Source organism: Streptomyces sp. APSN-46.1 (genome assembly GCF_022815725.1).
In the GTDB taxonomy this organism is placed as follows: Bacteria; Actinomycetota; Actinomycetes; order Streptomycetales; family Streptomycetaceae; genus Streptomyces.
Genome location: NZ_JALGRF010000013.1, coordinates 121,010 through 143,289, shown reverse-complemented (window position 1 = coordinate 143,289; position 22,280 = coordinate 121,010). Strand labels below are relative to the sequence as shown.

14 protein-coding genes are annotated in these 22,280 nt (G+C 71.0%); 9 read left to right on the top strand and 5 right to left on the bottom strand.

The genetic code is table 11. From position 1 onward, the window contains the following. The first annotated feature begins 364 nt into the window (after nt 1-364). Nucleotides 365-2,632 carry a M4 family metallopeptidase gene (locus MTF65_RS26620; protein WP_243631499.1) on the top strand — a complete coding sequence of 756 codons (2,268 nt, stop codon included), beginning with the start codon at nt 365-367 and terminating at the stop codon, nt 2,630-2,632. A gap of 139 nt (nt 2,633-2,771) precedes the next feature. Here the strand turns inward: MTF65_RS26620 and MTF65_RS26615 are convergent, their stop codons facing one another. Both MTF65_RS26615 and glgP read right to left on the bottom strand, forming a co-directional pair. Then, nucleotides 2,772-3,176 (bottom strand): hypothetical protein, encoded by a 405-nt coding sequence (locus MTF65_RS26615; protein ID WP_243631498.1) that lies wholly within the window; start codon nt 3,174-3,176, stop codon nt 2,772-2,774. A 240-nt stretch (nt 3,177-3,416) separates the two neighbouring features. Beyond that, the gene (gene glgP / locus MTF65_RS26610; RefSeq protein WP_243631497.1) at nt 3,417-6,059 is read right to left on the bottom strand and encodes an alpha-glucan family phosphorylase; all 2,643 of its coding nucleotides are present in this window, start codon (nt 6,057-6,059) and stop codon (nt 3,417-3,419) included. A gap of 625 nt (nt 6,060-6,684) precedes the next feature. On the opposite strand from glgP, the gene MTF65_RS26605 reads away from it, so the two are divergent. From MTF65_RS26605 to glgB, 4 genes are all read left to right on the top strand, one after another. After that, on the top strand, nt 6,685-8,679 hold the full coding sequence (locus tag MTF65_RS26605) for an alpha-1,4-glucan--maltose-1-phosphate maltosyltransferase (protein ID WP_243631496.1): 1,995 nt from the start codon (nt 6,685-6,687) through the stop codon (nt 8,677-8,679). Continuing rightward, nucleotides 8,676-10,370, top strand: a complete 1,695-nt coding sequence (treS, locus tag MTF65_RS26600; protein ID WP_243631495.1) for a maltose alpha-D-glucosyltransferase — start codon at nt 8,676-8,678, stop codon at nt 10,368-10,370. The genes MTF65_RS26605 and treS overlap by 4 nt, the downstream gene beginning before the upstream one ends. A 151-nt stretch (nt 10,371-10,521) precedes the next feature. After that, nucleotides 10,522-12,000, top strand: coding sequence for a maltokinase N-terminal cap-like domain-containing protein (locus MTF65_RS26595; protein WP_243631494.1), 1,479 nt, complete (start codon nt 10,522-10,524; stop codon nt 11,998-12,000). After that, the gene (glgB, locus tag MTF65_RS26590; RefSeq protein ID WP_243631493.1) at nt 11,997-14,351 is read left to right on the top strand and encodes a 1,4-alpha-glucan branching enzyme; all 2,355 of its coding nucleotides are present in this window, start codon (nt 11,997-11,999) and stop codon (nt 14,349-14,351) included. Before MTF65_RS26595 ends, glgB begins: the two co-directional genes overlap by 4 nt. Here the strand turns inward: glgB and trxA are convergent. Together trxA and MTF65_RS26580 are read right to left on the bottom strand one after the other, a co-directional pair. Beyond that, on the bottom strand, nt 14,341-14,685 hold the full coding sequence (gene trxA, locus MTF65_RS26585) for a thioredoxin (RefSeq protein WP_243631492.1): 345 nt from the start codon (nt 14,683-14,685) through the stop codon (nt 14,341-14,343). The genes glgB and trxA overlap by 11 nt on opposite strands. A gap of 19 nt (nt 14,686-14,704) precedes the next feature. Further along, nucleotides 14,705-15,097, bottom strand: a complete 393-nt coding sequence (locus MTF65_RS26580; protein WP_243631491.1) for a MerR family transcriptional regulator — start codon at nt 15,095-15,097, stop codon at nt 14,705-14,707. 274 nt (nt 15,098-15,371) lie between these two features. On the opposite strand from MTF65_RS26580, the gene MTF65_RS26575 reads away from it, so the two are divergent. Beyond that, nucleotides 15,372-16,061 carry a helix-turn-helix transcriptional regulator gene (locus MTF65_RS26575; RefSeq protein ID WP_243631490.1) on the top strand — a complete coding sequence of 230 codons (690 nt, stop codon included), beginning with the start codon at nt 15,372-15,374 and terminating at the stop codon, nt 16,059-16,061. A gap of 34 nt (nt 16,062-16,095) precedes the next feature. Here the strand turns inward: MTF65_RS26575 and MTF65_RS26570 are convergent, their stop codons facing one another. Continuing rightward, nucleotides 16,096-17,121: an ATP-dependent 6-phosphofructokinase gene (locus MTF65_RS26570; protein ID WP_243631489.1), complete on the bottom strand. Its 1,026-nt coding sequence runs from the start codon at nt 17,119-17,121 to the stop codon at nt 16,096-16,098. 233 nt (nt 17,122-17,354) lie between these two features. Here MTF65_RS26570 and pta point away from each other — a divergent pair, with 233 nt between their 5' ends. The 3 genes from pta (at nt 17,355) to pyk (ending at nt 22,216) form a co-directional block, all read left to right on the top strand. Further along, nucleotides 17,355-19,457, top strand: coding sequence for a phosphate acetyltransferase (gene pta, locus MTF65_RS26565; RefSeq protein ID WP_243631488.1), 2,103 nt, complete (start codon nt 17,355-17,357; stop codon nt 19,455-19,457). Nucleotides 19,458-19,501: 44 nt separating this feature from the next. Beyond that, nucleotides 19,502-20,716, top strand: a complete 1,215-nt coding sequence (locus tag MTF65_RS26560; RefSeq protein WP_243631487.1) for an acetate kinase — start codon at nt 19,502-19,504, stop codon at nt 20,714-20,716. Nucleotides 20,717-20,779: 63 nt separating this feature from the next. Next, a complete protein-coding gene (pyk, locus tag MTF65_RS26555) occupies nt 20,780-22,216 on the top strand; it encodes a pyruvate kinase (protein ID WP_243631486.1) in 1,437 nt (478 codons plus the stop codon). Nucleotides 22,217-22,280: the final 64 nt, after the last annotated feature.

Below are 22,280 nucleotides of genomic sequence, written 5' to 3'. Positions count from 1 at the left end.
GGTCTACATCAGTGGCGCGCGCCCGTGGCTTCCCCAAACGACGGGCATCTGTCGCACCGGGAAACAGTACGACAAACACCCGTACGGTACGTGCCGTTCGGGTTAACGAGAGCCCTTGTTGCCCCAGAGTTAACAACCGGTACAAGACATTCCCGAGCTCGGGGCCGGCCGTGCCACACAAAGGTGAATGGTCCGGATACCGGATACGTCTCGTCGGACAACGGACCGTTTCCGGCCAACCTTTTGACGCGGCCCTGACATTCGATGCGGTAGGTGGCACTCTTCGATCCGTTCATCGCACCAGCCTGCTCTGCCCGGAGGCCCACCCAGCCGTCCGGAACCCCCCTTGCAGAAGGAGTCTGCGTTGAGTCACACCCCCCACAGGCGTAGCACCGCCGTCGGCGCGCTCATAGCCGCCGCCGCGCTGCTCGCCGTAGGTGTACAGGCAGGCAACGCCACCGCCGACGCCGACGCGTCCGCGGCTCCCAAGGCCGCCCAGTCCAACCCGGGCGCGGCCGCCCGCTCACTCAGCGCCTCGGAGCGTGCGACGCTCATCAACGAGGCCAACTCCACCACCGCGCAGGCGGCGAAGGCCCTCCGCCTCGGCGGCCTGGAGAAGCTCGTCGTCCGCGATGTCGTCCAGGATGCGGACGGCACCACGCACACCACGTACGAGCGCACGTACGACGGTCTGCCCGTGCTCGGCGGCGACCTGACCGTCCACGCCAAGGGCGGCGTCACCAAGAGCGTCACCAAGGCGACCCAGCACGAGATCAAGGTCGCGGACACCAGCCCGTCGGTCACCGCGGCGGCCGCCGAGAAACAGGCCGTCTCCGCCGCCAACGCCGAGGGCGCGAAGGAGGCCAAGGCCTCCAAGAGCGCCCGCAAGGTGATCTGGGCGGCCGAGGGCACCCCCGTCCTCGCGTTCGAGACCGTCGTCGGCGGCCTCCAGCACGACGGCACTCCCAACGAGCTGCACGTGGTGACCAACGCCAAGACCGGCGCCAAGATCTCCGAGTGGCAGAAGATCGAGACCGGCACCGGCAACACCATGTACAGCGGCCAGGTGACGATCGGGACCTCGCAGTCGGGCAGCAACTTCACGCTGAGCGACGCCACCCGCGGCGGCCACAAGACGAACAACCTCAACCGGGGCACCTCGGGCACCGGCACGCTGTTCTCCGGCCCCGACGACATCTGGGGCAACGGCCTTCCGGCCAACCTGGAGACGGCCGCCGCCGACGCGCACTACGGCGCGCAGGTGACGTGGGACTACTACAAGAACGTGCACGGCCGCAACGGCCTGCGCAACGACGGGGTCTCCCCGTACAGCCGCGTCCACTACGGCAACAACTACGTGAACGCCTTCTGGGACGACAGCTGCTTCTGCATGACCTACGGCGACGGTGACGGCAACGCCAAGCCGCTCACCTCCACCGACGTGGCCGCGCACGAGATGACCCACGGTCTGACCTCGGTCACCGGCAACATGACCTACAGCGGTGAGCCCGGCGGTCTGAACGAAGCCACCTCCGACATCATGGCGGCGGCGGTCGAGTTCTACGCCAACAACCCGCAGGACGTCGGCGACTACCTGGTCGGCGAGAAGATCGACATCCGCGGCAACGGCACCCCGCTGCGCTACATGGACAAGCCGAGCAAGGACGGCTCCTCCAAGGACGCGTGGTACTCGGGCATCGGCGGCATCGACGTCCACTACTCCTCGGGCCCGGCCAACCACTGGTACTACCTGGCCTCCGAGGGCTCCGGCGCCAAGGTCATCAACGGCGTGAGCTACGACTCGCCGACCTCCGACGGCCTCCCGGTCACCGCGATCGGCCGCGACGCCGCGTCCAAGATCTGGTTCCGCGCGCTGACGGTGGGCTACTTCAAGTCGAACACCAACTACGCGGACGCCCGCGTGCAGACGCTGAGGGCCGCCGCCGACCTGTACGGCCAGGGCTCGGCCACGTACAACAACGTCGCCAACGCGTGGGCCGCCATCAACGTCGGCCCCCGCATCAACGACGGCGTCACCGTCACCGCGATCGCCAACCAGAACACCCAGGTCAACACCGCGGCGAGCCTCCAGGTCCAGGCCACCAGCACCAACCCGGGTGCGCTGAGCTACGCGGCGACCGGCCTGCCGGCCGGGCTGTCGATCAACTCCTCCACCGGCCTGATCTCCGGCACGCCCACCGTCACGGGCACGTCCAACGTGACCGTCACGGTGACCGACTCGGCGGCCAAGACGGGGACGGCGTCCTTCACCTGGACGGTCGGCACCAACCAGCAGAACGTGTTCGAGAACACGGCCGACTACCAGATCGCGGACAACTCGACGGTCGAGTCCCCGATCACCGTGACCCGCACGGGCAACGCCCCGAGCACCCTCAAGGTGGACGTGAACATCGTCCACACCTACGTCGGTGACCTGAAGGTGGACCTCGTCGCCCCCGACGGCACCCTCTACAACCTGCGCAACCGCTCCGGCGGCAGCGCGGACAACATCGTCCAGAGCTTCACCGTGAACGCCTCCTCCGAGGTCGCCAACGGCGTCTGGAAGCTCCGGGTGGCGGACCTCGCCAGCCTGGACACCGGCTACATCAACAGCTGGAAGCTCACCTTCTGACCCCACCGGGCCGGAGCTGAGCCGACACACCACGGGGCCGCCCGGGAGGAAACCTCCCCGGGCGGCCCTGTTCCATTCCGCGTTCCATTCCGCGCCGCGGACGGCAGCCGGCGGCCGGCAGCCGGCGGCCGCCCTCCGGTCAGCCGAGGGAACGGAAGACGGTGCGGTCGTGGTGCCCCCAGTGCTCCGCCGGCCTGAAGAGCACGGAGGCGACCTCCACGTTCCGCACCCCCTCACCCGGCTCCAGCGTCCGCTCCGTGTCACCGCCGCAGGACGCGTCCTCGAAGAGCACCGCCAGCGACTCCGTATCGTTCACCACGGCGAAGGCGGGGTCGTCCGAGGAGGTACTCGTCAGCCGGTAGCAGGTGTCGTTGTCCGCGGGGTGGAGCCGCGCCTGGCGTACGTTGCCCCTCTCGTCGACGAACCGGTAGTGCAACTCACCGAGGACGCGGCCGTCGTGGTCGCCGGCCGACGACGGGCCGGCGGCGGGCAGAACGATCGCGAGGGCGCCGACGAGCGCTGCGGCGGCGGTGCGAAGACGCATGAGGGAGTCCGTTTCTCGGGTTCCGCGGATGCGGGTCGGGTGGCATCCGCGGGAAGCGTAGGAAGGGACGGCCGCGCCGAAACGATTCGCCATGCTGAGCGCGTTCGAAGGTTCACCCCTGAGGCCTGCCCGCACCGGCCGGACGGCCGAGCCGGACGGCCGAGCCGGGTTGCCGCTCCCCGCGGCAGCGGTGCGGGGGCGGGCGGCCGCTCGGCCGCCCGCCCCCCGGGCCACTGCCCGCTAACGCAGTACGACCCCGTGCCCGGCCCCCGCGTCCCCGGCCGCCGGGGCCGCGAGCAGCCCGAGTTCGGCCGGAGTCGCCAGCAGCGGGTGCGCGGGCAGGATCCGTACGGTGTAGCCGAACGGACCCGTACGGTCCAGGGCGAGCGGGCCCTCGTACACCCACCGCCCCTCCAGGTCCGGCCCGGCGGACGGCTTGAGCGGGAACACCCGCCCGTCCCGGATCACGTCCTGCGCGTCCACCCGTCCCGCGACGGCCTGCACCTCCACGTCCTCCGGCGCGAGCGCGTCCAGCGACACCTGCACCCGCAGCGTGAGGGTGGCCCCCAGCTCGGCGGTGCCGCCCACCGGAGCCGCGGCCAGCGCCTCCACGTGCTCGACGCCGACGCGCGGCCATGCCGCCCGGACCCGGCCCTTCCACCAGGCGAGGTCCCGTGCGGAGTCCGGGGTCAACGCCCGGTGCGCGAGCGCGGCCGGGGCGTAGAGCCGCTCCACGTACTCCCGCACCATCCGCCCCGCGAGCACCTTCGGCCCCAGCGAGACGAGGGTCCGCCGGACCATCTCGATCCACCGCACGGGCAGTCCGGCGCGCCCGGCCCGGTCGTAGAAGCGGGGCGCGACCCGTTCCTCGATCAGCTCGTAGAGGGCGTTCGCCTCCAGGTCGTCGCGCCGCTCCTCGTCCGTCCCGATCCCGTCGGCCGTGGGGATGGCCCAGCCGAAGTCGGGCTCGAACCACTCGTCCCACCAGCCGTCCAGCACGGACAGGTTGAGGCAGCCGTTCAGGGCGGCCTTCATCCCGCTGGTCCCGCAGGCCTCCAGCGGCCGCAGCGGGTTGTTCAGCCAGATGTCGCAGCCCGGGTAGAGCTTCTGCGCCATCGCCATGCCGTAGTCGGGCAGGAACACGATGCGGTGCCGCACCCGAGGGTCGTCCGCGAACCGCACCAGCTCCTGTACGAGCCGCTTCCCGCCGTCGTCCGCCGGATGCGCCTTGCCCGCGACCACGATCTGCACCGGCCGGTCCGGGTCCAGCAGCAGCCTGCGCAGCCGCTCGGGATCGCGCAGCATCAGCGTCAGCCGCTTGTACGAGGGCACCCGCCGGGCGAACCCGATGGTGAGCACGTCCGGATCGAGTACGGAGTCCACCCAGCCGAGTTCGGCCGCTCCGGCCCCGCGCTGCTGCCAGGAGACGCGCAGCCGGTCCCGTACCTCCTGCACCAGCTGCTCGCGGAGCACCCGCCGCAGATCCCAGATGTCCTGGTCCGCGATGTCCGCGACGGCGTCCCAGCGCTCGGAGCCGCCGACGGACAGCGCGTCCTCGGTGCGCCCGGCCCCGATCTGGCGCACCCCGAGCCGGACCACCTCGGGGGCCACCCAGGTCGGCGCGTGCACTCCGTTGGTGACGGAGGTGATCGGTACGTCGCCGGGGTCGAATCCCGGCCAGAGCCCGGCGAACATCCCCCGGCTGACGGCCCCGTGCAGGGTGGACACCCCGTTGGCGCGCTGGGCGAGGCGCAGCCCCATGACGGCCATGTTGAACACCCCGGGGTCGCCGCCCGGGTAGGACTCGGCGCCCAGTTCTAGGATCCGGTCGACCGGGACGCCGGGGAGCTCTCCGCCCTCCCCGAAGTGCCGGGCGACCAGGGAGCGCTCGAAGCGGTCGATGCCGGCGGGGACGGGGGTGTGCGTGGTGAACACGGTCCCGGCGCGGACGGCCTCGACGGCGGCGTCGAAGCCGAGTTCCAGCTCCCCTCCCAGTTCCCTTATGCGCTCCAGGCCGAGGAATCCGGCATGTCCCTCGTTCGTGTGGAACACCTCGGGCGCGGGATGACCGGTCATGGCGCAGTACGTCCGCACCGCGCGCACGCCGCCGATGCCGAGCAGCATCTCCTGGAGCAGCCGGTGGTCGCTGCCGCCGCCGTAGAGCCGGTCGGTCACCTCGCGGGCGGGCGCGTCGTTGTCCTCGACGTCGGAGTCGAGGAGCAGCAGCGGGATCCGCCCGACGCGGGCCTGCCAGATGTGCGCGTGCAACGGCCTGCCGCCGGGGAGGCTCAGGGACACCCGGGCGGGTGTCCCGTCCGCCTCCCGTACCAGCGAGAGCGGGAGCTCGTTCGGGTCGAGGACGGGGTAGTGCTCCTGCTGCCAGCCGTCGCGGGAGAGCGACTGGCGGAAGTACCCGTGCCGGTACAGCAGCCCCACGCCGATGAGCGGGACGCCGAGGTCGCTGGCGGCCTTGAGGTGGTCCCCGGCGAGGATCCCGAGCCCGCCGGAGTACTGGGGGAGGGCGGCGGTGATGCCGAATTCGGGGGAGAAATAGGCGATTGCGGCGGGGAGTTCCGCGCCGTTCTCATGATTCTGGTACCACCTCCCGCCGCCCATGTAGTCATCGAGCTCGGCGGTGACGACGGCGAGCCGGCGCAGGAACCGCCGGTCGCCGGCCAGTTCCTCCAGCCGGGCGGCGGACACCGCGCCGAGCAGCCTGACGGGATCGCCGCCGGCGGCCTGCCAGCCGTCGGGGTCTACCGATTGGAAGAGTTCGCGTGTTTCCGCGTGCCAAGACCAGCGCAGGTTGCGCGCGAGATCGGCGAGCGGCATCAGAGGTTCCGGGAGGACGGGGCGCACGGTGAATCGACGGATAGCCTTCACAGGTCCACCTTCGCAGGGGATTACGGATCGGAGCGGCTGCACCACGCTGTGCACCCGCGCGACCTCCGGAAGGCTAGCCGCGCGCCCGCCGCCGGGCCATGCCGCGTACCCCGCCGCCGGTCCGGTCGCCGCCGGGCCATGCCGCCCGCCGGTCGGGCCGTCGGATCAGCCGTCGATCGCACCGCGCGGGCCCCCGCGTCAACACGAGCCGTTCCGGCCAACTCCGCTGATTCGGGCTACGGGAACAGCCGGTCCGGAGGGGTCGGTGGGGCGGGTGTGACAGGGGTGTTCCGGCGCACATCGAGTAGTCCGCGCCGACTTGACGGAGCCTCGGCGGATGTCGAGCCGGGCCTTGGTATTGCCCGTGCCCCTACGTACGAGTAGTTAACCAAGCACCCGGATTGGGCGGGACGAGAGTGGGAAGGGCTCCCCGGGTACACGCACGGCAACCCCGCCCCACACCTCTCCCGCCACCCGAGTGAACGCGGACAGGAGCGGCCATGCCCGCAGCCACGCCGTCCACGGAGCGGCTAGAAACAGAGCGAACAGAGCGTGCACTACCAGCCCTTCCATCGGCTGGCCTGTTGTCACCGAGCCCCGCGAACTGCCCCCAGGTGATCCCATCATGATCGGTCGCATTCCCGTGCTGGACGTCCGCCCCGCCGTCGACTGCGGCGTCAGACCCGCCAAGGCGGTCGTCGACGAGGTCTTCGAGATCTCGGCCACCGTATTCCGCGAGGGCCACGACGCCGTCGCCGCGCATGTCGTGCTCCGCGATCCCAGCGGGCGGCTGCGGCCCCCCGTGCCGATGTACGAACTCGCCCCCGGCACCGACCGGTGGGGGGCCCGGGTGTCCGCCGAGGTCGAGGGGAGGTGGACGTACACCGTCGAGGCGTGGAGCGACCCCGTGGCCACCTGGCGGGCCCACGCGGCGATCAAGATCCCGGCCGGGATCGACGTCGGGCTCACCCTGCTGGAGGGCGCCGAGCTCTACCAGCGGGCCGGCTCCAAGATTCCCAAGAAGGACGGGCGCGCGCACGTGCTGGCCGCCGCCGAGGCCCTGCGCGACGAGGACCGTGAGGTCTCCGTACGGTACGCGGCCGCGCTCGCGCCCCCGGTGGACGCGGCGCTCGCGAGGAAGCCGTTCCGGGAGCTGGTCACCGCCTCGAAGGCGCTGCCGCTCCTCGTCGAGCGCAAGCGGGCCCTCTTCGGCTCCTGGTACGAGATGTTCCCCCGCTCCGAGGGGGCCGTCGTCGAGCCGGGCGGGGCGCCGGTCAGCGGAACCTTCCGGACGGCCGCCGAGCGGCTGCCGGCGATCGCCGCGATGGGCTTCGACGTCGTGTACCTGCCGCCCGTCCACCCGATCGGGAGCACCTTCCGAAAGGGCCCCAACAACACCCTGTCAGCGGGGAGTTGGAATCCGGGCGTGCCGTGGGCCATCGGCTCCACGGAGGGCGGCCACGACGCCGTCCACCCCGACCTGGGCACCATCGAGGACTTCGACGCCTTCGTCGCCCGGGCCCGCGAGCTCCGCATGGAGATCGCCCTCGACTTCGCCCTCCAGTGCTCCCCCGACCACCCGTGGGTGGAGAAGCACCCCGAGTGGTTCCGGCACCGGGCCGACGGGACGATCGCGTACGCCGAGAACCCGCCGAAGAAGTACCAGGACATCTACCCGATCCACTTCGACACCGACATGGCCGGCATCGTCGAGGAGACCGTCCGGATCCTGCGCCACTGGATGGACCACGGCGTCCGCATCTTCCGGGTGGACAATCCGCACACCAAGCCGGTCGTGTTCTGGCAGAAGGTGATCGCGGACATCAACAAGTCCGACCCCGATGTGATCTTCCTGGCGGAGGCCTTCACCCGTCCCGCCATGATGCGCGCGCTCGCCTCGGTCGGCTTCCAGCAGTCGTACACGTACTTCACCTGGCGCAACACCAAGGCCGAGCTGACCGAGTACCTGACCGAGCTCGCCGACACCCGCTCGGCCTCCGTCATGCGACCGAATTTCTTCGTCAATACGCCCGACATCCTGCACGAGTACCTCCAGCGGGGCGGCCGCCCGGCCTTCGAGGTGCGGGCCGTCCTCGCCGCCACCCTCTCCCCCGCCTGGGGCGTCTACGCCGGATACGAGCTCTGCGAGAACGAGCCGGTCAGGGAGGGCAGCGAGGAGTACCTGAACTCCGAGAAGTACGAGTTCCGGCCACGCGACTGGGCCGCCGCCGACCGCGAGGGCCGCACCATCGCCCCGCTGATCACCGCCCTGAACCGGATGCGCCGCCGCAACCCGGCGCTCCAGCAGCTGCGCGACATCCACTTCCACTCGACCGACAACGACCAGGTGATCGCCTATTCGAAGCACGCCGGAGGCAATTCCGTACTGGTGGTCGTCAACCTCGATCCGCACCACACCCAGGAGGCGACGGTCTCGTTGGACATGCCGGCACTCGGCCTCGACTGGCACGGGTCCCTCGCGGTGCGCGACGAGCTCACCGGCGAGACCTACCACTGGGGCAGGGCCAACTACGTGCGCCTAGAGCCGGGCCGCACGCCCGCGCACGTACTGGCGGCTCTGCGACCGTCCCCGCCCACCGGAGGGTCACCCATCACATGATGATCAACGATCCCGTCCACGACACGTTCGAGGACACCCCCGCGAAGGACCGCGACCCCGACTGGTTCAAGCGGGCGGTCTTCTACGAGGTCCTCGTCCGGTCCTTCCAAGACAGCAACGGCGACGGCGTGGGGGACCTCAAAGGACTCACCGCCAAGCTGGACTACCTCCAGTGGCTCGGCGTCGACTGCCTCTGGCTGCCGCCGTTCTTCGCCTCACCCCTGCGCGACGGGGGCTACGACGTCTCCGACTACACCTCGGTACTTCCCGAGTTCGGCGACCTCGCCGACTTCGTCGAGTTCGTGGACGCCGCCCACCAGCGCGGCATGCGGGTGATCATCGACTTCGTCATGAACCACACCAGCGACCAGCACGAGTGGTTCCAGCAGTCGCGCAAGGACCCGGACGGCCCGTACGGCGACTACTACATGTGGGCCGACAACGACAAGCAGTACCAGGACGCCCGCATCATCTTCGTGGACACCGAGACGTCGAACTGGACGTACGACCCGGTGCGCAAGCAGTACTACTGGCACCGCTTCTTCTCGCACCAGCCCGACCTCAACTACGAGAACCCGGCCGTGGTGGAGGAGATCGTCTCCGCGCTGCGCTTCTGGCTCGACCTCGGCATCGACGGCTTCCGGCTCGACGCCGTGCCCTACCTGTACGCGGAGGAGGGCACCAACTGCGAGAACCTGCCGCGCACGCACGCCCTCCTCAAGCGGGTCCGGGCCGAGATCGACGCGCACTACCCCGACACCGTCCTGCTCGCCGAGGCCAACCAGTGGCCCGAGGACGTCGTCGACTACTTCGGGGACTTCGCGAAGGGCGGGGACGAGTGCCACATGGCCTTCCACTTCCCCGTGATGCCGCGCATCTTCATGGCCGTACGCCGTGAGTCCCGCTACCCCGTCTCCGAAATCCTGGCCAAGACCCCGGCGATCCCGGACCGCTGCCAGTGGGGCATCTTCCTGCGCAACCACGACGAGCTCACCCTCGAAATGGTCACGGACGAAGAGCGCGACTACATGTACGCCGAGTACGCCAAGGACCCGCGGATGCGGGCCAACATCGGCATCCGGCGCCGGCTCGCCCCGCTCCTGGACAACGACCGCAACCAGATGGAGCTGTTCACCGCCCTGCTCCTGTCGCTGCCGGGCTCGCCGGTGCTCTACTACGGCGACGAGATCGGCATGGGCGACAACATCTGGCTGGGCGACCGCGACGGCGTCCGCACGCCCATGCAGTGGACCCCGGACCGCAACGCCGGTTTCTCCTCCTGCGATCCGGGCAGGCTCAACCTGCCCGTCATCATGGACCCGGTCTACGGGTACCAGGTCACCAATGTCGAGGCCGCGATGGCATCGCCCTCCTCACTGCTGCACTGGACCCGCAGGCTGATCGAGGTCCGCAAGGCGAACCCCGCCTTCGGACTCGGCTCGTACACCGAACTGCCGTCGTCGAACCCGGCGGTGCTCGCCTTCCTGCGCGAGTTCGGGGACGACCTGGTGCTGTGCGTGCACAACTTCTCGCGTTTCGCGCAGCCCACCGAGCTGGATCTGCGGTCGTTCAACGGGCGGGTCCCGGTGGAGCTCACGGGTGACGTGCGCTTCCCGCCGATCGGCGAGTGGCCGTACCTGCTCACGCTCGCGGGGCACGGCTTCTACTGGTTCCGCCTGCGCAACGAGTAGCCGCAGCACGGGGCGGGCGCCGCGAACGGGTCAACCGCCCGCCCCTGTACGAACCATCCTGGCCCGACACCCACCCATCACCGGACAGCAACCCTCGCCATCCGGAACACTCTGCGCATTCTGTGACGGCCCGGGGAAAGGACTCGACGCCATGTCGGAGGCTGCATCCGCCCGGAGCCGCCAGGGAAGCCTGGCCGCGGTCCCGCTCGGACCGCTGGAACCCATGCTGCGCGCCTGGCTGCCGAGGCAGCGCTGGTTCGCCGGCAAGGGTCGCGCGATCCACCGGCTACGGCTGGTCTCGGCCGTCGAACTGCTGCCGCCCGAGGCCTCGCCCGGGCTGCTGCACCTGCTCGTCGGAGTGGACGCCGACGGCAGTTCGGACTGCTACCAGCTGCTGCTCGGAGTACGCCCGAACCTGCCCCCGGCGCTCGCGCCCGCGCTGATCGGGTACGCCGAGCAGGGCCCGTACACCGGGCAGGCCGTGTACGAGGGGCTCGGCGATCCGCGGCTCGCGGCGCTGCTGCTGGAACGGTTGCGCTCCCCCGGTACCCTCGGCCCGCTCCGCTTCGACCGGGACCCGGCGGCGCTGATCCCGCCCTCGCCCGCGCCCCGGCCGCTGTCCGGGGAGCAGACCAACTCCTCGCTGATCTACGGGGATTCGTACATCCTGAAGGTGTTCCGACGGGTCGGCCCCGGGGTCAACCCCGACCTGGAACTCCCCAGAGCCCTGGCCGCCGCGGGCTGCGCCCGGGTGCCGGCGCCGGTCGCCTGGTACGAGGCGGAGCTGCCGGGGGCCGAGCCGCTGACGCTGGGCGTGCTCCAGCCGTATCTGCGGGGCTCCGACGACGGGTGGCAGCTGGCGCTGCGCCGGCTCGGTGCCGGGGCCGATTTCACCACCGAGGCGCACGCGCTGGGCCGGGCCACCGCCGAGGTGCACAGCGCGCTGGCCGCCGCCCTGCCCACCCTCGCGCTCGACCCGGAACAGACGGCCCGGCTGGCCGCCGGGATGACGGCGCGGCTGGCGGCCACCGCCCGCGAGGTACCGGGGCTGCGGCCCTACGAGACGGGGCTGCGCGGGGCGTTCGACGCGCTGGCCGCCTCCCGCGGGGCCGGGGTGCCCGCCCAGCGGATCCACGGGGACCTGCACCTGGGCCAGACGCTGCGCACCGCGGACGGCAGCTGGGCGCTGATCGACTTCGAGGGCGAGCCGGCCCGGCCGCTGGCCGACCGCCGCCGCCCCGAGCCGGCGGTCCGCGACATCGCCGGGATACTGCGCTCCTTCGACTACGCCGCCCGCTCGCACCGGCCGTTCGCCCCCGCCTGGGCGGACGACTGCCGGGCCGCGTTCTGCGAGGGCTACGCCCGCACCGTCGGGCGGGATCCTCGTGAGGACCCGGTGCTGCTGCGCGCGTACGAGACCGACAAGGCGGTGTACGAGGCCCGTTACGAGTCCCGGCACCGTCCCGACTGGCTGCACGTCCCGATGGCCGCGATCCGCCGGCTGTCCGAACCGCAGCGGCCGGCGACGCACCGGGTGCCGCCGACCCCGCCGACCCCGCCCGCTCCCGGTTCCCTCGCCCCGCACCCGCCGCATCCCCATCCGAAGCCCCCGAGGAGGCCGCTCTCGTGAGCGCCGCACGTCAGCCGACACCGACCGTCCGGGCCGAAGCCGTGGCCGCGACCGCGACCTCGACCGCGACTTCGACCGCTCCCTCGACCGCTCCCGTTCCGGAGCCCGCCCGGAAAGCCCGTACGCCCCGTACGCCCCGTACGCCGCGGGCCCGCCGGACCACCCCGTCGCCCCGGGTCCGGCCGGCGCCAGCGCTCGGCGGGGAGGAACGGGCCCGGCTGCTGGAGGGCCGCCACCATGATCCGCACGCGGTGCTGGGGGCCCACGCCCGGCACGGCGGCGTGGTCTTCCGGATGCTGCGCCCGTTCGCCAAGGCGGTCACGGTCGTCGCCGAGGGGCTGCGGGCCGAACTGTCCGACGAGGGAGACGGGCTGTTCTCGGGGCTGCTGCCGCTGACCGGGGTGCCGGACTACCGGCTGCTGGTGGCGTACGACGGCGACGAGATCGAGGTCCACGACCCGTACCGGTTCCTGCCGGCGCTCGGCGACCTGGACCTGCACCTCATCGGGGAGGGCCGGCACGAGGAGCTGTGGACGGCGCTCGGCGCCCAGCCGATGGAGCACCACGGCGTGGCCGGCACCCGGTTCACGGTGTGGGCGCCGAACGCGCAGGGGGTCCGGGTCGCCGGGGACTTCTCGTACTGGGACTCGGTGGCCCACCCGATGCGCTCGCTCGGCGCGAGCGGGGTGTGGGAGCTGTTCCTGCCGGGGGTCGGCGAGGGCGCGCTGTACAAGTACGACATCACGCGCCCGGACGGCAGCCACACGCTGCGCGCCGATCCGATGGCGAGAGCCGCGGAGGTCCCGCCGGCCACCGCCTCGGTGGTCACCGCCTCGCGGTTCGTGTGGCAGGACGCGGAGTGGATGGCCACGCGCGGGGAACGCCCCACGCACCAGGCCCCGTTCTCGGTGTACGAGGTGCACCTGGCCTCCTGGCGGCCGGGGCTCTCGTACCGCGAGCTGGCCGATCAGCTCCCGGCGTACGTGAAGGAGCTCGGCTTCACGCACGTGGAGCTGATGCCGGTCGCCGAGCACCCCTTCGGCGGCTCGTGGGGCTACCAGGTGACCGGGTTCTACGCGCCGACCTCGCGACTGGGCGGCCCGGACGACTTCCGGCTCCTCGTGGACTCGCTGCACCGGGCGGGGATCGGGGTGATCGTCGACTGGGTGCCCGCGCACTTCCCGCGCGACGAGTGGGCGCTGGCCGAGTTCGACGGGCGGCCGCTGTACGAGCACCACGACCCGCGCCGGGCCGCGCACCCGGACTGGGGGACGCTGGAGTTCGACTACGGCCGCAAGGAGGTCCGCAACTTCCTCGTCGCCAACGCCGTGTACTGGTGCCAGGAGTTCCACGTGGACGGGCTGCGGGTGGACGCGGTGGCCTCGATGCTCTACCTGGACTACTCGCGCGGCGAGGGGCAGTGGACGCCGAACGAGCACGGCGGCCGGGAGAACCTGGACGCGGTGGCGCTGCTCCAGGAGATGAACGCGACGGTGTACCGGCGCTGCCCGGGCGTGGTGACCATCGCGGAGGAGTCCACGGCGTGGAACGGGGTGACCCGGCCGACGGACGCGGGGGGTCTGGGCTTCGGGCTGAAGTGGAACATGGGCTGGATGCACGACACCCTGCGCTACATGTCGAAGGAGCCGGTGCACCGCAAGTACCACCACCACGACATGACGTTCGGGATGGTCTACGCGTTCAGCGAGAACTACGTGCTGCCGATCTCGCACGACGAGGTGGTCCACGGCAAGGGCTCGCTGGTGTCGAAGATCCCCGGGGACGACTGGTGGCAGCGACGGGCCGGGCACCGGGCGTACCTCGGTTTCATGTGGGCGCATCCGGGCAAGCAACTGCTGTTCATGGGGCAGGAGTTCGCCCAGGGCTCGGAGTGGTCGGAGGCCCACGGGCCCGACTGGTGGCTGCTGGACTCCTCGTACTCGGCGGCCGGCGACCACCGGGGCGTACGGACGCTCGTGGGCGACCTGAACCGCGCCTACACGGCGGCGCCCGCACTGTGGGAGCAGGACGGCGTGCCGGCGGGCTTCGCGTGGGTGGAGGCGGACGCGGCGGAGGACAACGTGTTCGCCTTCCTGCGGTACGCCCTGGACGGCTCGCCGCTGCTGGCGGTGTCCAACTTCTCGCCGGTGGTGCGGCACGAGTACCGGCTCGGGGTGCCGCGGGAGATCCCGCGGTGGCGGGAGGTCCTCAACACGGACGACGAGCGGTACGGGGGCAGCGGGGTGCGCCATCCGCGGCCGCTGCGCCCCGAGCCGGTGCCGGCCCAGGGGCGTCCGGTGAGTCTGCGGATGACGCTCCCGCCGATGGCGACGGTCTGGCTCAGGCCGTAGCCAGCTGCTCCTCCAGTTCCTGGAGGAGCTTGCGCTTGGGCCGCGCCCCGACCATCTGGCGCACGGGCTCGCCGTCGCGGAAGACGAGCAGGGTCGGCATGGACAGCACCCCGTACCGGGTGACGGTGGCGGGGTTGCTGTCCGCGTCGATCTGGACCACCTTGAGGCGGTCGGCCTCCTCGGCGGCGACCGCGGACAGCACGGGCGCGAGCTGGCGGCACGGCCCGCACCAGTCGGCGGTGAACTCCACCAGCACCGGCCGGCCGCGCTCCCCGAGCACCTCGGTCTCGAAGTCCGCGTCGGTCACTTCCGCGACACCCTTGGCGTGGATCATGTGTCTCTTCCCCTCTCGTTCAACCGGTCATCTCACAGCGCGGCGCGGCCGCCTCCCCGGCGGCCTCCTCGGCGGCGGACAGCTGCCGCGCGACCTGCTCCCGTGCGTCGGCCAGCTGGCCGATCAGCCCGTCGAGTTCGGCGAGCTTGCGCCGGTAGACGGCGAGCGAGGAGGGACAGGAGTCCCCCGCCGGGTGCCCGGCGCGCAGGCAGTCGACGAAGGGGCGGGTCTCCTCCAGCTCGAAGCCGACGTCCTGGAGCATCCGGATCTGCCGGAGCATCCGCAGGTCGCCCTCGTCGTACGTGCGGTAGCCGTTGTCGTCGCGGCGCGCGGGCAGCAGCCCCCGGGACTCGTAGTACCGCAGGGTCCGCGTGCTGGTCCCGGCCCGCTCCGCCAGTTCGCCGATTCGCATGGGCCGACCGTAATCCTTGACGCCGACGTCAAGGCAAGCCCGGAGAGGCAGCCCGGGGCTCGGCGCCTGTGACGGGGATCACTCGACCGGCCGGGCGGTACCCCTGCGACGGGCTGGCCGAATCCGTACGCTTGGAATTGGATCTTCCATGGATCCGATTACCGGACAGTCGCCGGGAAAACCGGCAAATCGCCGGAACTCCATAGGACTTTCCTACGAGTTGTAACCTTGTTTGTTCGGTCTGTAGTCGCCGGACCTCGGCCACTTCTACGGTATGGGCGTGCACTCCAGCCCTCCTTTCAATGCCCCCGCCGCGCGGCGCCTGCGCGCGGCCCTGGGCATGGCTCCTGGTCATGTCGCCTATGGCCTGCGCGCCCAGTACGGTCTGATCGTCGCGCCCGAAACCGTGATGGCGTGGGAACGTGGCGAGATATCGCCCACGTCCGCCGAGCTCACCGCGCTCGCCGGCGTGCTCTGGTGCGCCCCCGGGGAACTGCTCGCCGAGCCGGTCACCCTGCGGGAGCACCGCCTGGCGCGGGGGATGTCCTCCGAGGAACTGTCCCGGCGGATCGGGCTGGAGGAGAACGCCTACCAGAAGATGGAGGACACCGGCCGCTGGAAGGGCAACGAACGGCAGTCCGTCGCGCTGGCGACGACGCTGGGGCTGACGCTGGCCCAGTTCGTGGCCGCCACCGGCAAGCGGGAGGAGCTCGCCGAGCTCCTACGCAGTGCGGTGACCACGCGCTGGCAGGCGTACGTGAAGCCGCTGTCCAAGTTGCTGCCCGTACCCAGGGAGCAGCTGGAGCGGGTGGTGGAGCGGCTCTACGTCGAGTACCAGTCGCGGATGGCGGCCACCCTGAGCTGGGGCGGAGGCATCGGCGAGGCGGGGACGGGCGACTCCGGGCGGGAGTACCTCGCGGAGATCGTGGACCGGTTCTGGGCCATCGCCGGCGGGGCCCGGTAGACGAGTCCCGGTAGGCGAGTCCCGGCGGGCCGTGTCAGAAGACCGACTCGGCCTCGTAGATGCGGTTGTCCGGAACGGTCTTGAGCGTGGTGACCGCCTCGGCCAGCGGGGCCATCACGATGTCGGTGCCGCGCAGCGCGGTCATGTTGCCGAAGTCGCCGCGGTGGACGGCCTCGACGGCGTGCCAGCCGAAGCGGGTCGCGAGGACGCGGTCGTACGCGGTCGGGGTACCGCCGCGCTGGACGTGGCCGAGGATGACCGGGCGGGCCTCCTTGCCCAGGCGCCGCTCCAGCTCGACGGCGAGGCGGTTGCCGATGCCGGCGAAGCGCTCGTGGCCGTACGCGTCGATCTCGCCCTTCTCGTACGGCATGGAGCCCTCGGCCGGGTGCGCGCCCTCGGCGACGCAGATGACGGCGAACTTCTTGCCGCGGGAGAAGCGCTCTTCCACCATCTTCACCAGGTCGTCCACCTCGAAGGGGCGCTCCGGCAGGCAGATCCCGTGGGCGCCGCCGGCCATGCCGGACTCCAGGGCGATCCAGCCCGCGTGCCGGCCCATGACCTCGACGACCATGACGCGCTGGTGCGACTCGGCGGTGGTCTTGAGGCGGTCGATGGCTTCGGTGGCGACCATGACGGCGGTGTCGAAACCGAAGGTGCGGTCGGTGGAGGAGATGTCGTTGTCGATGGTCTTCGGCACTCCGACGACGGGCATCCCGGCGTCCGACAGCATCCGGGCGGCGGTCAGGGTGCCCTCTCCGCCGATCGGGATCAGGGCGTCGATGCCGTAGCGCGTCGCCAATTCCTGGGCGTTCTCGGCGGCTTCGTGCAGCCGGGCGCGCTCCATGCGGGCGGAACCGAGGATCGTGCCGCCGCGGGCGAGGATGCCGCTGACGGCGTTGATGTCGAGGGGCCGGAAATGGCCGTCCAGAAGGCCCTTGAAGCCGTCTTCGAAACCGATGACTTCGTCCCCGTGTCCGACCATGGCGCGGTGTACGACCGACCGGATGACAGCGTTCAGGCCCGGACAGTCGCCGCCTGCGGTGAGAACTCCGATACGCATCGTGCTGTGTCTCCTGCCGTACATATGAAGAGCGTCATGGTGAAGCGTGTCCGATTCTTCCACGGGCCCGGGGTGCCGCGCGTCTTCTGCTGCTCCGCCCGCCGGGTCCTCCGACCCTCCCGACCAGGACGTTTCCCAGGGGGCGCCCTATCCACTGACAGAGGTATTGTCAAGAGATCGAGGCACACCAATCAGACATTCGCAGCATTCGCAGCATGGGACGGAGAGCACGCGTGACGCGCAGCGTGTACGTGACCGGTATCGAGCGGGGGGACGGCCGGCAGGTCGTCGAGCTGGGGATCATGGAGCTGCTGACCCGCCGGACGGGCCGGGTCGGCGTCTACCGTCCGTTGCTGCACGACGCACCGGACCGGCTCTTCGACCTGCTCAAGGCCCGCTACCGGATCGACCAGGACGCCGCGACGGCCTACGGCATGGAGTACCACGAGGCCTCCGTCGTCCTCGCCGAGAAGGGTACCGACGAGCTGGTCTCCCGGCTCGTCGACCGCTACCACCGGGTGGCCCGCGACTACGAGGTCATGCTGGTCCTCGGCACCGACTACGCGGAGACCAACCTTCCCGACGAGCTGGCGCTGAACGCCCGCCTCGCCAACGAGCTGGGGGCGGTCGTCGTTCCCGTCGTAGGCGGCACCAAGCGGCCGGCCGAGGCCGTGCGCGCCGAGGCCCGCAACGCGTACCGGGCGTACGAGGGCCTGGGCTGCCACGTCGTCGCGATGGTAGTCAACCGGGTGGCCGCGGAGGACCGCGAGGCCATAGCCGAGCGGCTCGGCGCCCGCCTCCCCGTGCCCTGCTACGTCCTGCCGGACGACAAGTCGCTGTCCGCGCCGACGGTCGCGCAGATCACCCGGGAGCTGGGCGGCGAGGTGCTGCTCGGCGACGGGGCCGGGCTGGCCCGCGACGCCCTGGACTTCGTCTTCGGCGGTGCCATGCTGCCGAACTTCCTGGGCGCCCTGACCCCCGGCTGCCTGGTCGTCACCCCCGGCGACCGCTCCGATCTGGTCATCGGCGCGCTGGCGGCGCACTCCTCCGGCACCCCGCCGATCGCCGGGGTGCTGCTGACCCTGAACGAGCGCCCGGGCAAGGACATCCTGACGCTGGCCTCGAAGCTGGCGCCGGGCACCCCGGTGGTCTCGGTGGCCGGCAACAGCTTCCCGACCGCCGCCGAACTCTTCTCGCTGCAGAGCCGGTTGAACTCCGCGACCCCGCGCAAGCTGGAGACCGCGCTCGGCCTGTTCGAGCGGCACGTGGACACCGCCGAGCTGCGCGACCTGCTGGCGGTGGCCCGCTCGGAGCGGGTCACCCCGATGATGTTCGAGCACGAGCTGCTGGAGCGGGCCCGCTCCGAGCGCCGCCGGGTCGTGCTGCCCGAGGGCACCGAGGAGCGCGTACTGCGCGCCGCGGACGTGGTGCTGCGCCGGGGGGTCTGCGAGCTGACCCTGCTCGGCGAGGAACAGGCGATCCTGAAGAAGGCCGCCGACCTCGGCATCGACATCTCGGGCGCGCAACTCATCGACCCGGAGACCTCCCCGCTGCGGGAACGATTCGCCGAGTACTACGCCGGGGTCCGCGCCCACAAGGGCATGACCGTCGAGCTGGCCCACGACGTGGTCACCGACGTCAACTACTTCGGCACGCTGATGGTCCAGCAGGGCCTGGCCGACGGCATGGTCTCCGGCTCGGTGCACTCCACCGCCGCCACCATCCGCCCGGCCTTCGAGATCATCAAGACGAAACCGGAAGCGTCCATCGTCTCCTCGGTCTTCTTCATGTGCCTGGCCGACCAGGTCCTCGTCTACGGGGACTGCGCGGTCAACCCGGACCCGGGCGCCGAGCAGCTCGCGGACATCGCCGTCCAGTCGGCGGCCACCGCGGCCGCCTTCGGTGTCGAGCCGCGGATCGCGATGCTCTCGTACTCGACGGGCACCTCGGGCAGCGGCGCCGACGTGGACAAGGTCCGCAAGGCCACCGAGCTCGTCCGGGCGCAGCGGCCCGATCTGCTGATCGAGGGCCCGATCCAGTACGACGCGGCCGTGGAGCCCTCGGTCGCCGCGACCAAGCTGCCCGGGTCGGAGGTGGCCGGGCGCGCGACCGTGCTGATCTTCCCCGACCTCAACACGGGCAACAACACGTACAAGGCCGTGCAGCGTTCGGCGGGGGCCGTCGCGGTCGGCCCGGTCCTCCAGGGCCTGCGCAAGCCGGTCAACGACCTCTCGCGCGGCGCGCTCGTCCAGGACATCGTCACCACCGTCGCGATCACCGCGATCCAGGCGCAGGGCGCGCCGGCGCCGGCACCGGCACCGGCACCCACCGCCTGACCCGGCCCCGACCTCTCCCCCACCGAACAGGAAAGACCCCCATCGTGACCGCATCGCGCGTACTCGTCCTCAACTCCGGCTCCTCGTCGGTGAAGTACCAGCTGCTCGACATGGCGGACTCCTCCCGCCTCGCCGTCGGTCTGGTGGAGCGCATCGGGGAAGAGACCTCGCGTCTCGTGCACGAGACGCCGGCCGGGCCCGGCCGCGAGGGCGGCGAACGCGAGCGGCTCGGCCGGATCGCCGACCACGAGGCCGCGCTCCGGGCCGTCGCGGCGGAACTCGCCGCCGACGGGCTGGGTCTGGACTCTCCCGAACTGGCCGCCGTGGGACACCGGGTGGTGCACGGCGGCACCCGGTTCACGCGGCCGACGCTCATCGACGACGAGGTGCTGGCGGAGATCAGGAGCCTGATCCCGCTGGCTCCGCTGCACAACCCGGCGAACGTGACGGGGATCGAGGTGGCGCGTGCGCTGCGCGCGGACCTCCCGCAGGTCGCGGTCTTCGACACGGCCTTCCACTCGACGATGCCGGAGCACGTGGCGCGGTACGCGATCGACGCCGCGACGGCGGACAAGTACGCCATCCGGCGGTACGGCTTCCACGGCACCTCCCACGCGTACGTCTCCCGGGCCACGGCCGCGCTCCTCGGCCGGCCGGTGGAGGACGTGAACGTGATCGTTCTGCACCTGGGCAACGGCGCCTCGGCCTCGGCCGTGCGCGGCGGGGTCTGTGTGGAGACGTCGATGGGCCTGACTCCGCTGGAGGGTCTGGTCATGGGGACCCGTTCGGGGGACCTGGATCCGGCGGTCGTCTTCCACCTGGCGCGGGTGGGCGGCTTCTCGGTGGATGAGATCGATTCGCTCCTGAACAAGAAGAGCGGTCTGCTGGGCATGTGCGGCGACAACGACATGCGCGAGGTACTGCGGCGCGCGGGCGAGGGAGACCAGGCGGCGAAGGTCGCCTTCGACGCGTACGTCCACCGCTTGAAGAAGTACATCGGCGCCTACTCGGCGGTCCTGGGCAGGGTGGACGCGGTGGCGTTCACGGCCGGGGTCGGGGAGAACGCCCACCAGGTGCGGGCGGCCGCCGTGGACGGACTGGACGGGCTGGGGCTGGTGCTGGACCCGGAGGCGAACGCCGTACGGTCCCGGGAGCCGCGGCTGGTCTCGGCCCGGGACGCGCGGGTCGCGGTGGCCGTGGTGCCGACGGACGAGGAACTGGAGATCGCCGCACAGGCGTACGCGCTGGTTACCGGTTAGTCACTTTGGACTTTCCGCCAGACGGAATATTCCGCTACGAAACAAACCGATAGGATCCGCTCCATGCGCCGTTCCAAAATCGTCTGCACGCTGGGCCCCGCCGTCGACTCGTATGAGCAGCTGAAAGCGCTCATCGAGGCAGGCATGAACGTGGCCCGATTCAACTTCAGCCACGGATCCCAGGCAGAACACCAGGAGCGGTACGACCGCGTCCGGAAGGTCTCCGAGGACACCGGGCGCGCCGTCGGCGTCCTCGCCGACCTCCAGGGCCCGAAGATCCGTCTGGAGACCTTCGCCGAGGGTCCCGTCGAGCTGGTGCGCGGTGACGAGTTCACCATCACCACCGAGGACGTGCCGGGTGACAAGTCCATCTGCGGCACCACGTACAAGGGCCTGCCGGGGGACGTCGCCAAGGGCGACCAGATCCTGATCAACGACGGCAACGTCGAGCTGCGGGTGACCGAGGTCGACGGCCTCCGGGTCCGGACCATCGTCATCGAGGGCGGTGTCATCTCGGACCACAAGGGCATCAACCTGCCCGGTGCGGCCGTGAACGTCCCCGCCCTGTCGGAGAAGGACGTAGACGACCTGCGCTTCGCCCTGCGGATGGGCTGCGACATGGTCGCCCTGTCCTTCGTCCGCGACGCCAACGACGTCAAGGACGTCCACAAGGTCATGGACGAGGAGGGCCGTCGGGTCCCCGTCATCGCCAAGGTCGAGAAGCCGCAGGCCGTGGAGAACATGGCGGCCGTGGTCGACGCCTTCGACGCGGTCATGGTGGCCCGTGGTGACCTGGCCGTCGAGTACCCGCTCGAAAAGGTTCCGATGGTCCAGAAGCGGCTCATCGAGATGTGCCGCCGCAACGCCAAGCCGGTGATCGTCGCGACCCAGATGATGGAGTCGATGATCACCAACTCCCGTCCGACGCGCGCGGAGGCGTCCGACGTCGCCAACGCTATCCTCGACGGCGCGGACGCGGTCATGCTGTCGGCCGAGTCCTCGGTGGGTGCCTACCCGATCGAGACCGTCAAGACGATGTCGAAGATCGTCACGGCGGCCGAGGAGGAGCTCCTCTCCAAGGGCCTCCAGCCGCTGGTCCCGGGCAAGAAGCCCCGTACCCAGGGCGGCTCCGTCGCCCGCGCGGCCTGCGAGATCGCGGACTTCCTCGACGGCAAGGCACTCATCGCCTTCACCCAGTCCGGGGACACGGCCCGCCGCCTGTCGCGCTACCGCGCCACGCAGCAGATCCTGGCCTTCACCACGGACGTCAACACCCGCAACCAGCTCACCCTGAGCTGGGGCGTCGACTCGTACGTCGTCCCGCACGTGGACACCACCGACGCGATGGTGGACCTGGTGGACGGCGAGCTGCTCAAGCTCAACCGCTACAACCAGGGCGACACCATGATCATCACCGCCGGCTCGCCCCCCGGCGTCCCGGGCACGACCAACATGGTCCGCGTCCACCACCTGGGCGGCGACACCGCCCCCCAGGCCTGATCGAACTCTGCCGCACAGAGACCGAGGGCGGCACCCGGGATCCGACGAGGATCCGGGGTGCCGC